We start from the raw sequence: 13,185 nt of genomic DNA on the forward strand, positions 1-13,185 counted from the left end.
CTTCGAGTCTGCGCTCACTCGTTCACTACTGCAACGGCAAACCCGTCCCACCCCTTCGAACCCACGGTTTGAATGGCGGTGCCGTCGAGTTTCGGCTCGGCCGCGATCATCTCCAACACCGCTCGACTCGCTTTGACGCGCTCGTCGTCGATATCCGGGTTGGACACATGTCCCCCACGCACCACGTTGTCCACGATGATGACGGTTCCGGGATGCGAAAGGGCCAACGCCCACCGCACGTACTCGGTGTTGTTCTCCTTGTCGGCGTCGATGAAGACCAAGTCGAAAGGTCCCAACTCTTCCTTCGCGATCGACGGGAGGCTGTCGAGCGCGGCCCCGACGCGGATGTCGACACGGTCAGCCAAGCCGGCGCGCTCGATATTCGCCCGAGCGACATCCGCACGAGTGGGATCGAATTCCAGCGTGATGACTTGGCCCGAGGGGCCGACCGCGCGAGCGAGCCAGATCGTGCTGTATCCGCCGAGCGTTCCGATCTCGAGGACATTGCGCGCCAAGCACATTCGCGCCAGAAGGTTGAGGAGCTTGCCCTGGTTCGGCGCCACGTCGATCGGAGGGAGGCCGGCCTCGGAGTTGGCGGCGAGTGCCGCGTCGAGAACCGGATCTTCACCTACCAACGTGGAGACAAGGTAACCGTCGACTTCTGCCCAATCCGGTTCGCGTTCCATAGCCACGATTGTGGCAGAAAAGAAGGGCCGCCGCAGACACCTCGGAAGGTGGCTGCGGCGGCCCAGACGACTATTCGAATCAGCCGCGAACTGCGCTGATGATCTCCTCGATCGCCGAGTCGGCGTCGATCTCACGGCTCTCGCCGGTGAAGCGGTCGCGAATCTCGACCTTGCCGTCGGCCCAACCACGGCCGACGACAACGATCAGCGGAACGCCGATCAGCTCGGAGTCCTTGAACTTCACGCCCGGGGATGCCTTGCGGTCGTCGAGGATTACTTCGAGTCCGGCACGGTCGAGTTGCGCGGCGAGGCCTTCGGCGCCTTCGCGTGCAGTCTCGTCCTTGTTCGCGATGACGAGGTAGACGTCGGCCGGTGAAACTTCGGCAGGCCAGCGCAGACCCTTCTCGTCATGGTGCTGCTCGGCAATGACGGCCACCAGACGCGAGACGCCGACGCCGTACGAACCCATGGTCGGGCGGACGGGCTTGCCGTTCTCGGCGAGGACGTCGACGGTGAAGACATCGGTGTACTTGCGGCCGAGCTGGAAGACGTGCCCGATCTCGATACCGCGAGCCGAGACCAGCGTGCCGGCGCCGTCGGGAGAGGCGTCGCCGTCACGAACCTGGGCGGCTTCGATGGTTCCGTCAGGGGTGAAGTCGCGACCGGCAACGAGGCCGACCACGTGCTTGCCGTCTTCGTCGGCGCCGGTGATCCAGCTGGTGCCGTCGACGACGCGCGGGTCGACAAGGTAGCGAACGCCGTTGGCCTGCAGTGCCTTCGGGCCGATGTAACCCTTGGCCAGGAACGGGTTGTTCTTGAAGTCGGTCTCGGTGATCATCACGAACTCGGCCGGCTCCAGCGAAGCTTCGAGGCGCTTTTCGTCGACCTCACGGTCGCCGGGGATGCCGATACCGAGCAGTTCCCACTCGCCGCCGGGCAGGCGGGTCTTGACCATGATGTTCTTGAGAGTGTCGGCGGCGGTGATGGTGCGGCCGAGGTCGGCACCGTTCGCCCAGTCCACGAGCGTGTCGATGGTGGGTGTGTTCGCGGTGTCGTACACCTTCGCTTCGGGCAGCCCGTCGAACGGAATCGAGTCGGGAACAACAGTCTTGACGGCCTCGACGTTGGCGGCGTAGCCGGATTCGAGGCAGCGTACGTAGGTGTCTTCGCCGATCTCGCTCTCGGCAAGGAACTCCTCGGACGCGCTGCCGCCCATCGCACCGGAGGTGGCCGAGACGATGACGTACTTGACGCCCAGACGCGTGAAGATCTTCTCGTAGGCACCGCGGTGCGCCTGGTACGACTCCGTCAGACCTTCGTCGCTGAGGTCGAAGGAGTACGAATCCTTCATGAGGAACTCGCGACCACGCAGAATGCCCGCACGCGGACGCTCTTCGTCGCGGTACTTGGTCTGCACCTGGTACAGGGTGACCGGGAAGTCCTTGTACGAGTTGTACTCACCCTTGACCGTCAGAGCAAAGAGCTCCTCGTGGGTCGGGCCGAGCATGTAGTCGTTGCCCTTGCGGTCCTTGAGGCGGAACAGGTTGGGGCCGTACTCGGTCCAGCGGTTCGACGCCTCGTACGGATCGCGCGGGAGCAGAGCAGGCAGCAGAATTTCCTGCCCACCAATGGCATTCATTTCTTCGCGGACAACACGCTCAACCTCGCGCAGCACCCGCAATCCCAGCGGCAACCACGAGTAGACGCCTGGAGCGATACGACGCACGTAGCCGGCACGAACCAGCAATTTGTGGCTGGCAACTTCGGCGTCCGAGGGATCGTCACGCAGGGTACGCAGGAACAGGTGGGACAGACGGGTAATCACGAGGTGTAAGGATAGTCGCCGCAGTCGGCCGAGCGGGCCTCGGTACGGTTACAGCGTGCTTGTACTGCTGCCTCCCTCAGAAACCAAGTCCGACGGCGGCAAGGATGCGCCCCTCGATCTGGCCGAACTGTCGATGCCACAGTTGACCGAAACGCGCGAATTGCTGGTTCAGACGCTGGTCGATCTGGCCGCTGACGTCGAGGCGTCGTGCGAAGCGCTCGGGCTCGGTCCGACGCAAGCAGACGAAGTGGAACGCAACGCCAAGCTGTGGGTGTCCGCGACGCGGCCCGCGCTGCAGCGCTACACCGGGGTGCTCTTCGACGCCCTCGACGCCAAGTCGTTCACCCGTGCCCAGAAGGCCAAGGCTCTCGATCGGATCGCGATCGGCTCCGCTCTGTTCGGTGCAGTCCGTGCGGGAGATCTGATCCCCGCCTACCGCCTTTCCGGCGGGTCCAAGCTGCCCGGGATGGGCACGCTCCGCTCACTGTGGAAGCCGGAGTTGCCGAAGGCCTTGGCGGCCGAAGCCGACGGCCTTGTCATCGATCTACGGTCCGGCACCTACCAAGACCTCGGACCGGTTCCGGACGCACTGATCGCAACGGTCCTCACCGAGAAGCCGGACGGCACCCGCACTGTCGTCAGTCACTTCAACAAGCACCACAAGGGTCTGCTCGCGCGCGCCCTTGTGGTCTCGCGCGCCGAACCGACCGACATCAAGGGTGTTGCGCGGGTGGCGTCGAAGGCGGGCTTGCGCGTCGAAATCGCGTCGGAGCGCGAATTGATCATCCTGACGGATTGATGGCTTCGTCTGTCAAGTGCCACAGAAGGTTTGGAATGTTTCGCTGAAAGACTGCGGAGCCGCCTCGGTGTAGTCAGCCCACTCGTCGCGTCGGTCGAATGGATGCGCGACAACCTCCAGCAGCTTCTCGAATGGAGCGAGGTCGCCGTCGGTCGCGGCGCGCAGGGCAGCGTCGAGCCGATGATTACGCGGAATGTACAGCGGGTTGACGCGATCCATCGCGCTCGCGGTCTCCGCGGCCCCGTATCCGTTTTCGGTCAGGGCTCCCTGCCACCGCTGCAACCAGGGCGCGATGTGCTCCCGTGGCACGAGGTTGTCGAGAGGCACCGAATTTCCGCGCAATACGTCGGCGAGAGCGCGGAAACTGCCCGTCCAATCAGCACCGTGTTCCGCCAACAACGTCAGCAGATCGTCGACGAGCGCCCGATCGACAAACGGCTGGGCCAGACCGAGCTTTGCCGCGAGACCGGCCGCGTAGTGACCCTCGTAGCGCTCGTCGAAGGTCTCGAGAACTGCTGACGCCGCGGAAATTGCTTCGTCGGGTGTGGAATCGATCAGTGGCAACAGTGTTTCTGCCAAGCGCGCCAGGTTCCACTTCAGTACAGCGGGCTGATTACCGAATGCATAGCGGCCCCCGTGGTCGATCGAGCTGAACACTGCCGCCGGATCGAACGCGTCGAGGAAGGCGCACGGACCGTAATCGATGGTCTCCCCCGAAATTGTCGTGTTGTCGGTGTTCATGACCCCGTGCACGAAACCGATGAGCATCCACCTCGCCACCAGTGATGCCTGCGCCTCAACCACCGCCTCGAGGAACTTCAGGTAGCGATTGTGTGTACCCGTTGCCGGAAGTTCGGTCAGCTCCGGGTAGTGCCGGGCAATCGCGTAATCAGTGAGCGGCTGCAATACCTCGCCCTGCCGGGCCGCGAACTCGAAGGTCCCAACGCGTAGGTGACTCGACGCGATCCGTGCAAGCACGGCACCGGGTTCTGCGCCGTTGCGGCGAACGTCTCGGCCCGTCGCCACCACCGACAGCGCGCGCGTAGTGGGGACACCGAGGGCATTCATCGCCTCACTGACGAGATATTCGCGCAGCATCGGCCCTACGACCGCATACCCGTCGCCGCCCCGAGAGAACGGCGTGCGCCCGGAGCCCTTCAGATGCAAGTCCACTCGCTGCCCGGCGCTGCTGACGAGTTCGCCGAGTAACAAAGCCCGACCGTCCCCGAGAATTGGTGCGTACCCACCGAACTGATGACCCGCATATGCCATCGCCACCGGTGTGGCCCCGACCGGCACCGTCGAACCGGACAGGACGCAGATCCCGTCCACACTTCGCAGCGCTGCTACGTCCAATCTCAACGACGCAGCCAGCTGCTCGTTCAGCACGAGCAACTGCGGGTCGGGCGCGGCAGCACCTTGCCACGGCACCGTCAGAGCGCCGAGTTCGTCGGCGAAGGTGCTCTCGAGGCCGGCCACGATGGTGACCGTGCCTGCTGTGGATTCCTGGAATGCGGCCATCACACGAGAGTAGTCACCGTGCGACAACCTATCGATCAGCCCTGATCGATGTACGACTCGAGCTGATCGCGTTCGCTCTTGAGCTCGTCGATGCGGCTCTTCACCACGTCACCGATACTGACGATGCCGAGGAGGTTGCCGTCCTCGATCACCGGCAGATGTCGGATTCGACGCTCGGTCATGATCGCGGCAATGCTGTCCACCGCGTCTGCCGGAACGCACGTGTACATCAGAGCGGTCATGACCTCGGAAACCTGGATCCCGAGAAGGTCCGGGCCACGCTCGTGCAGGCGTCGAACGACATCGCGTTCGGAGATGATGCCGACCACCGCGTCGTCGTCGACCACCACCATGGCTCCGATGTTGTGGCGGGCAAGATCGCACAGCAACCCGTTGACCGTTGTATGGGCGTCGATCGTGACGATGCTGTTGCCCTTGTTTCGCAATATGTCCGCGATCCGCATCACGGCACCCCGATTCGTCGAGACTCTCGGCACGTCCTGCAACGATCGTATCGGCTAGCGAAGCGGAAAAACAGGACTGATCAGGCGATTCCCTGAGCTGCCTTCTCCGCAGCCTGAGCCTGGGCTACCTGAGAAGGTGTGAACCTGATGCACAGCGCCGCGATACCGGCGAACACCGCGCAGACCGCGCAGCCCACGAGTGCGAAGGTGTATCCCTCTCCGAGTGCGATCAATTGCGCCGGATTCATGTCCGCTGCCTTGCCCGAAGTGCCGCCGAGCGAGAGCGTCTTCGACGTCGCCATCGCACCGATCACCGACAGCGCCAGTGGCCCACCGAGCGTCTGGGCAACCTGAGCGATGGCCGTCAGCGGGCCGATCTCGGTCTCCGGCACACCGGCGATCGCGCACAGTGGCAAGGGCACCATCGCGAGGCCGATACCGAATCCGATCCCGATCACGGGCACGAACAAGTTGGCCAGGTAGGTGGAATCGGAATCGAGAGTAGATCCGTAGAGGAGTCCGACGATCATGATCACGACGCCGGTGAGGACCAGCCAACGGGGTTGAACCTTCACGGCGAGCTTGGAAGCAACCGACGCGGCGGCGCCCAATCCGAACGCGAACGGAATGAACGCGATACCGGCACGCAACGGCGAATACTGCATGATGTCTTGCACGAACAGTGCGACGAAGGCCGTCATGCTGAACATCGCGCCACCGACGAAGAAGATGGCGAGGAACGTCGCGACACGGTTGCGATCGGCGAACAACGAGAAGGGCAAGAGCGGGTTGTCCGCAGTTCGCTCGACGAAGAGGAAGGCAGCGAGGGCGACCAGTCCGGCCGCCAATGCACCGATGACGGCGATACTCCCCCATCCCATTTCCGGGCCTTCGGTGAGAGCAAAAACAACACCGGTACAACCGAGGGTCGCGAGGATCGCGCCGGGGACATCCAAAGCCAGACGCGTCTGATTCGTCTCGCGAAGGGCGCGGAACGCCATGCCGACGAGCGCGATGCCGATCGGGACGTTGATGAGGAAGATCAGACGCCACGACACCTCGGTCAATGCGCCGCCGATGATCAGACCGGCGATCGATCCGACGCCCGTCATGGCGGCAAAAATCGCGATGGCCTGATTACGAGCCGGACCCGCGGCGAAAGTCGTGGCAACAAGTGCGAAGGCGGTGGGCGACGCTACGGCTGCGCCGACACCTTGAAGCGCCCGCGCTGCGATCAACATGCCCTCGTTCAGGGCGAGACCACAGAGCAACGACGCCACCGTGAACAGCGAGACTCCCGCGATGAACATCTTCTTGCGCCCGTACGCGTCACCGAGGCGACCGCCGAGGAGCATGAGCCCACCGAACGCAAGCGCGTACGAGGTCAACACCCAATTACGACCACTGTCGCTCAGCCCGAGGTCTGCCTGCAATGGCGCCAGCGCGAGGTTCGCGACGGTGCCGTCGAGCACCACCATCATCTGCAAACCACTCAGGACGATGATGGCGAGCCCGATGACTCGAGTGGCTACCGGGGCATTCGCCGAAGCGGTTTCAGATGTTGGGGAATCAGACACAAGACTTCACGTTACCCAGCGTCGACGGAAAAGCCCGCGACCGGCCCGATCACGATGATCGCCGGAGGCTTGATCTCCTCGTCTTTGACGCGCTGAGCAACGGTCGCCAGATCGGCCCGAAGTTCACGCTGAGTGCGCAGCGTGCCCTCTTGGATGACGGTGACCGGCGTGGTTGCCGGGCGTCCACCGTCGACGAGTACCTTGGCGAACTGATCGATGCGCTCGACCGCCATGAGCAGCACGATCGTGCCGCGCAACTTGGCCAGTGCCGACCAGTCGACCAGCGAATCCGGATGATCCGGAGCCACGTGCCCACTGACGACGACGAACTCGTGGGTGACACCGCGGTGGGTCACCGGGATGCCCGCGGCCGACGGGACCGAGATCGCGCTCGTGATTCCGGGCACTACGGTCACGGGAACGCCGGCAGCGGCACACGCTTCGAGTTCTTCGTATCCCCGCCCGAAGACGTACGGGTCCCCGCCCTTGAGGCGGACCACGAACTTGCCTGCCTTCGCGTTGTCGATCAGCGCGGCGTTGATGGCCTCCTGAGCCATGGCACGGCCGTACGGGATCTTGGCGGCGTCGATCACCTCGACGTCGGGACCCAGTTCGGCGAGCAACTCCGGCGGAGCCAATCTGTCGGCCACGACGACGTCAGCGCGTGCGAGCAAACGGCGTCCGCGCACGGTGATCAGGTCGGGGTCACCGGGGCCACCACCGACGAGAGCAACGCCCGCAGCGGCCGGCTCGGCCGTGTCGGCGAGCACGCCCGACTGAAGACCTTCGACGACCGCGGTGCGGACTGCTGCCGAACGACGGTGATCGCCGCCGGCAAGAATTCCGATACTCATACCGTCGTACTCGGCGCTGGCGGGAGTTACCGCGGTGCCGTGCTTCGCGTTGTCGGCGCGCACGCAGAAGATGTGGCGACGCTCCGCCTCGGCGACGATCGCCGCATTGGTTTCCGGCTCGTCGGTCGAGGCGATGGCATACCACGCACCTTCGAGGTCGCCGTCGGCGTACGGGCGCTCTTCGACGGTGATCTGCCCGGCCGTGGCCATACCTTCGACGGCTGGAGTGAACGCGCGACTGATGACGTGAACACGGGCACCGGAGGCGACCAGCAGTCCGAGTCTGCGCTGAGCCACAGTGCCGCCACCGAACACGACCACGCGTCGATCGGTCAGGTTGAGGCCGACCAAGTAGTTGGTCTCGTCTGCGGTGGACTCGCTCACTCGCACTCCGTTTCGTCGTCAGAATTGGTCAAGCTGGAGGGAACTTTACGGGCCGCCCCCACGGTCACTCCATCCCTGGCAGTCTTGGCCACTAGGAGCGGGCCGCCCCCGGAGGCGAGGATCGCCGCCGCTTCCGCGACGCTTGCCGTCCCGATCGCGTGCTCGACGCGAGTCGACGGTGACGGAACCTGAACTCGCCCAAGTACGTCCGGGTCGAAACTCACAATCGGGACGTTCAGTTCATCGGCGGCAGCGAGCAGAGCTGCAGACGCCGCCTTGCCGGTCGCAGTGGCGAGGACCACGATCCTCGCTCGCTCCTGCAGCACCGCGTTCACCGCAGCGACGATGTCCTTCGCGGTGGCGCTCGACGTGAATCCCACGCCTATACAGAGGTCATCCCCGTGCGGCATCGACGAACTTCGCGATCGATTCGGGCTGCCCCACCGGATGAGTGTGGAGATACGACGCGTGGACGCCGCCGCGAACAAATCCTTCGCGGACACTGCCGCCGTCCCAGGGCCGCCATCCCCACGCACTTCCGCAACCGTCCGCGTCCGCCGAGACGAGAGACGTTCGGTGGAACTCGTGACCGGTGACGCGGGAGCCTGCGTCGAAGAGGGTGGAATCGCTGATCGCCACTGCTTCGCGGTACCCGAGGGTCAGGCGTTTCCCGAATGTGGCATCCACCCCGACAACACCGGCCATGCTGTGACCGTCCAAGCTGCGAGCGAGGTAGAGCAGACCGGCACACTCAGCGTGGATCGGTGCGCCGCCGTCCGCCAGGTCACGAACCTGCTGCAGCAGAACGGTATTGGCCGCGAGGTCCACCGCATGCTCTTCCGGGAACCCGCCAGGAAGGACAAGAGCAGCAGTTCCCGCGGGAAGCTCGTCCCGCAACGGGTCGAACACCTGCACGTCCGCGCCGGCAGCAGTCAGGAGTTCACGGTGCTCGGCATAGCCGAAGGTGAAGGCCGGGCCGCCCGCCATGGCAACCACGGGACGAGACTCGGCTTGTGCGCCGACCTCGGCAACCGGATCCCATGCAGCTTCACCCACGTTCGAGGCGGCCAGTGCACGAACAGCGTCCAGTTCGACGTGCGAGGCAATCAAGTCGGACATCGCGTCCACTGCGGCCACAGCGGCGGCGCCGTGCTCGGCCGCCGGAATCAGACCGAGGTGCCGGGAGGGAACTTCGAGTTCCGTCAACCGTGGCACAACTCCGAGCACTGCGACGCCGACCTTGTCGCACGCATGACGCAACACCTGCTCGTGACGAGCGCTCCCGACGCGATTGAGAATGACGCCGCCGATGCGCACACCTGCGTCGTAGGTCGCGAAGCCGTGGAGTACGGCGGCCAGACTCTGACTGTGCCCACGGGCGTCGATCACGAGGATTACCGGCGAACCGAGGATCGACGCTACCTGCGCCGTCGATCCCTCCGCCGACGGCTGCGAGTTGGCCTCGTCGATCTTTCCGTCGAACAGACCCATGACGCCTTCGACCACGGCGATGTCACAGCCGGCGGTTCCATGCCGGTAGAGCGGTCCGATGCGATCCGGGCCGACCAGAACAGTGTCGAGGTTGCGTCCGGGCCGCCCTGCCGCGAGTCCGTGATAACCCGGGTCGATGTAGTCCGGCCCCACCTTGAAGGGTGCAACGCTGCTACCGGACCGTCGCAGCGCGCCGATCAATCCCGTTGCCACCGTGGTCTTTCCGCTACCCGAGGCAGGAGCGGCGATCACCACGGCCGGAGTGGAAGGACTTACCATTCGATGCCCCGTTGACCCTTTCGGCCGGCATCCATCGGGTGCTTGATCTTCGTCATCTCGGTCACGAGGTCGGCGGCGTCGATCAGTGCCTGCGGGGCATCACGCCCCGTGATGACAACATGCTGGTTGCCTGGGCGATCGCGCAGTGTCTGCACCACCTCGTCCACGTCCACCCAACCCCACTTGAGCGGGTACGTGAACTCGTCGAGGACATAGAATCGATGCTCCTCGCCTGCAAGCCTTCTCGCGATCTCCTGCCAACCTTCCGCAGCGGCAGCAGCATGATCTTCCTCGCTACCGGCCTTGCGTGTCCATGACCAACCTTCGCCCATCTTGTGCCACTGCACCGGCCCACCGACGCCGGTTTCGTCATGCAGGTTTCCGAGCGCGCGGAACGCGGCTTCCTCGCCGACCTTCCACTTGGCACTCTTCACGAACTGGAACACGCCGATGTCGAAACCCTGATTCCAGGCACGCAGCGCCATGCCGAAAGCGGCGGTGGACTTACCCTTTCCAGGGCCGGTGTGCACGGCAAGTACCGGCGCGTTACGACGCTGACGCGTGGTCAGACCGTCGTCGGGAACTGTCTCGGGAACACCCTTGGGCATCGTGAACTCCTGAGCTGGGATCTAGGCTGCGGCGCGGACGACACCCGCGACCTGCTGCGCTGACAATTCGGCAAGGCGGACGTAACCGCCACGTAGTTCTCGGGCCAACTCGGCTGCGAGCCCCAGACGCACGAGGCCGGTCTCGCAATCGACGACGATGGACGCGACGGAGGCATCGGCAAGAAGATGCGCGGCTACGCGGGCGCGATGCAGCGCGTCCTTGCCTCCGGTAGCCCGGCCGTCGGTGAGCGTGACGACGAGGGCGCGGCGCTGCGGGTCACGAAGCCGTTCCCGCAGAACCACTTCGCGAGCACGCAGGAATCCCTCTGCGAGTGGGGATTTGCCGCCGGTACGCATCGACTGCAGGCGACGGACGGCGATGTCCACCGAAGAGGTCGGCGGCAGTACGAGCTCTGCTTCACGACCACGGACAGTGATGACCGCGACCTTGTCGCGGCGCTGATAGGCGTCGCGGAGCAACGAGACAACCGCACCGGTGACCGCGGAGAGGCGGTCGCGTGCTGCCATCGACCCCGACGCGTCGACAACGAAGACGATCAGATTGCCTTCTCGCCCTTCACGAATCGCGCCGCGGAGATCAGCAGGTGCCAGCCGCAGCCGTCCAGCAGTGCGACCACGGGCAACTTGAGACTCGGCTGCGGCGAAGACCGTGCTCGTCAGATGCAATCCGTGGCCACGTTCCCGCGTGGACCGCACGACTCGTCCACGGGACGACATGGACCGCGAGCGGCGTCCCGGTGCACCTTCGCCGACACCAGGAACCTCGAGGAGCTTGGCCTTGAATTCGCCGGCCGGTGGCGCCGAGGGGCGATCGGTAGCGCATACTCCCCCACCAGGTCCGTCAGGGTCTTCCGGGCCGTCGTCGTCCGGACCCTCGTCGTCAGGACCGCCCTCTTCGGGGCCACCATCTTCCGGGCCACGGTCTTCGTCAGGGCCACGGTCTTCGGGATTCTCGGGAGGTTCGGGCTCTCCGTCGCGCGCGTCGTCCTCGACCTGCGACTGGGCGTCCTGATCGGCCTGCTCGAGTGCATCGTCCAACTGCTGCTGATCCAAGCCGGGCTCGTCGAACGGATCGCGGCGGCGGCGATGCGGCAGCGTCAGTTCCGCAGCCACTCGCACATCCTCCGCAGTGACCTCACTGTCGCCTCGCCAGGCAGCGTGGGCGGTCGCGGTGCGCGCCAGCACCAAGTCCGCGCGCATACCGTCGACGTCGAACGACGCACACAGTGAGGCGATACGACGCAGCTCGCGGTTGCTCAGCTCGACCGAGTCCAGTTTCTCACGCGCCGTGAGGATTTCGGCCGCGAGCTCCTCATCGGCGGATTCGTACCGAGCGACAAACGCCTCGGGGTCGCGCTCGTAGTCGAGCCGGCGACGCACCACTTCCATGCGTACGTCGACGTCGCGGGAAGCTGCGACATCGACCGCCAGTCCGAAACGGTCCAACAGCTGCGGACGCAGTTCTCCCTCTTCGGGATTCATCGTGCCGACGAGTACGAATTTAGCCGGGTGCGAATGGGAGATTCCGTCACGCTCGATGTGAACGCGACCCATCGCCGCGGCGTCGAGAAGCACGTCGACCAGGTGGTCGTGAAGCAGATTCACCTCGTCGACGTACAGAACTCCCTGGTGAGCGGCGGCGAGCAGTCCAGGTTGGAAAGCGCGCTCACCGTCGCGGAGAACCTTCTCGAGGTCGATGGACCCGATCACTCGGTCCTCGGTGGCGCCGACGGGCAGTTCCACCAAGCGGGCCGGTCGTGTCGTTCCGGCGTCGTCGACCGCGGGCAGCAGCGCAGTCAGCGCGCGCACGACCGTCGACTTGGCAGTTCCCTTCTCACCGCGGACCAGGACTCCACCGATCCCCGGATGCACAGCACACAGAATCAGCGCCAACCGCAATTGATCCTGGCCGACCACAGCACTGAACGGGAAGCCCGCCACTGATCGATCTTCTTCACTTCGCACGTCGATATCCCTCCACCTCTCGGTTTCCTCGCCGAGAATTTGGCTGCACTCGAATGTCGCGGCAACCTGGCTGAGATCTCCCGGTCAGTCGGTAGAGGAGAGATCTTTCACAGTGGCGGGACCGCGCCTGGATCGAACAGGACTTCCCCGCGAACATTCGGTATCGAAAAAACCCTAGTCGGCTCGCTTTTCCACGAGCCGACCAGGGTCAAATCTCCGACAAACTAGCTGACAGCCACGAAAGGCTCTCCCCCGCCACGGCGCATCGGGGTGTGCGGGATGCCGTCTTCGATGAACTCTTCGCCGTCAGCCTTGAATCCGTGCTTGGCGTACATCTCGACCAGGTAGGTCTGGGCGTTGATCCGACACGGCGCTTCGCCGACCTCGGCCAGTGCGGCCTGCAGGAGGCGGGTCGTGTGGCCCTGGCCGCGAGCCTGACGCGACGTGCAGAGGCGTCCGATTCGGAAGCTCTTGTTTCCGTCGTCGTGCTCTTCGAGCAGACGGAGTGTGCACACCACCTGGCCGTCCTGCTCGAGCCAGAAGTGGCGTGTTTCCGTCAGCAGGTCCCGCCCGTCCAACTCGGGATACGGGCAGGCCTGCTCGACGACAAAGACCTCCACTCGAAGCTTCAACAACTCGTAGAACGTCTTGTTGTCGAGGTCGAGTGCCCATGAACGCTTCAAAGCTGCTGTTGCCGTCATGGGTTGGACT

12 protein-coding genes are annotated in these 13,185 nt (G+C 64.6%); 1 reads left to right on the forward strand and 11 read right to left on the reverse strand.

The genetic code is table 11. The annotated features are described in order from the left end of the window. Window positions 1-14: 14 nt before the first annotated feature. Window positions 15-686 carry an O-methyltransferase gene (locus H351_RS19670; protein WP_029255172.1) on the reverse strand — a complete coding sequence of 224 codons (672 nt, stop codon included), beginning with the start codon at window positions 684-686 and terminating at the stop codon, window positions 15-17. A gap of 79 nt (window positions 687-765) precedes the next feature. Then, complete coding sequence (locus H351_RS19675; RefSeq protein ID WP_029255171.1) at window positions 766-2,511, reverse strand: proline--tRNA ligase; 1,746 nt, start codon at window positions 2,509-2,511, stop codon at window positions 766-768. Window positions 2,512-2,566: 55 nt separating this feature from the next. Here H351_RS19675 and yaaA point away from each other — a divergent pair, with 55 nt between their 5' ends. Beyond that, a complete protein-coding gene (gene yaaA / locus H351_RS19680; protein WP_007735009.1) occupies window positions 2,567-3,310 on the forward strand; it encodes a peroxide stress protein YaaA in 744 nt (247 codons plus the stop codon). Window positions 3,311-3,322: 12 nt separating this feature from the next. Here yaaA and H351_RS19685 read toward each other — a convergent pair whose 3' ends face one another. From H351_RS19685 to H351_RS19725, 9 genes are all read right to left on the reverse strand, one after another. Then, window positions 3,323-4,831 (reverse strand): protein adenylyltransferase SelO, encoded by a 1,509-nt coding sequence (locus H351_RS19685; RefSeq protein ID WP_029255170.1) that lies wholly within the window; start codon window positions 4,829-4,831, stop codon window positions 3,323-3,325. A gap of 35 nt (window positions 4,832-4,866) precedes the next feature. Further along, entirely contained in the window at window positions 4,867-5,295 is a 429-nt protein-coding gene (locus H351_RS19690) for a CBS domain-containing protein (protein ID WP_007735005.1), read from the reverse strand. Window positions 5,296-5,375: 80 nt separating this feature from the next. After that, window positions 5,376-6,872, reverse strand: coding sequence for an MFS transporter (locus H351_RS19695; protein ID WP_020907421.1), 1,497 nt, complete (start codon window positions 6,870-6,872; stop codon window positions 5,376-5,378). An 11-nt stretch (window positions 6,873-6,883) separates the two neighbouring features. After that, the gene (gene cobA / locus H351_RS19700; RefSeq protein WP_029255169.1) at window positions 6,884-8,110 is read right to left on the reverse strand and encodes a uroporphyrinogen-III C-methyltransferase; all 1,227 of its coding nucleotides are present in this window, start codon (window positions 8,108-8,110) and stop codon (window positions 6,884-6,886) included. Next, complete coding sequence (locus tag H351_RS19705; protein WP_051636469.1) at window positions 8,107-8,490, reverse strand: cobalamin biosynthesis protein; 384 nt, start codon at window positions 8,488-8,490, stop codon at window positions 8,107-8,109. The genes cobA and H351_RS19705 overlap by 4 nt, the downstream gene beginning before the upstream one ends. Before the next feature lie 13 nt (window positions 8,491-8,503). Beyond that, window positions 8,504-9,880, reverse strand: a complete 1,377-nt coding sequence (locus H351_RS19710) for a cobyrinic acid a,c-diamide synthase CobB (RefSeq protein WP_029255167.1) — start codon at window positions 9,878-9,880, stop codon at window positions 8,504-8,506. Continuing rightward, the gene (gene cobO / locus H351_RS19715; RefSeq protein WP_019748043.1) at window positions 9,874-10,488 is read right to left on the reverse strand and encodes a cob(I)yrinic acid a,c-diamide adenosyltransferase; all 615 of its coding nucleotides are present in this window, start codon (window positions 10,486-10,488) and stop codon (window positions 9,874-9,876) included. Before cobO ends, H351_RS19710 begins: the two co-directional genes overlap by 7 nt. A gap of 21 nt (window positions 10,489-10,509) precedes the next feature. After that, on the reverse strand, window positions 10,510-12,474 hold the full coding sequence (locus H351_RS19720; protein ID WP_037119394.1) for a magnesium chelatase subunit D family protein: 1,965 nt from the start codon (window positions 12,472-12,474) through the stop codon (window positions 10,510-10,512). A gap of 224 nt (window positions 12,475-12,698) precedes the next feature. Continuing rightward, window positions 12,699-13,175: a GNAT family N-acetyltransferase gene (locus tag H351_RS19725; protein WP_003942808.1), complete on the reverse strand. Its 477-nt coding sequence runs from the start codon at window positions 13,173-13,175 to the stop codon at window positions 12,699-12,701. Window positions 13,176-13,185: the final 10 nt, after the last annotated feature.

Source organism: Rhodococcus erythropolis R138 (assembly GCF_000696675.2).
Taxonomy (GTDB): Bacteria; Actinomycetota; Actinomycetes; order Mycobacteriales; family Mycobacteriaceae; genus Rhodococcus_F; species Rhodococcus_F erythropolis.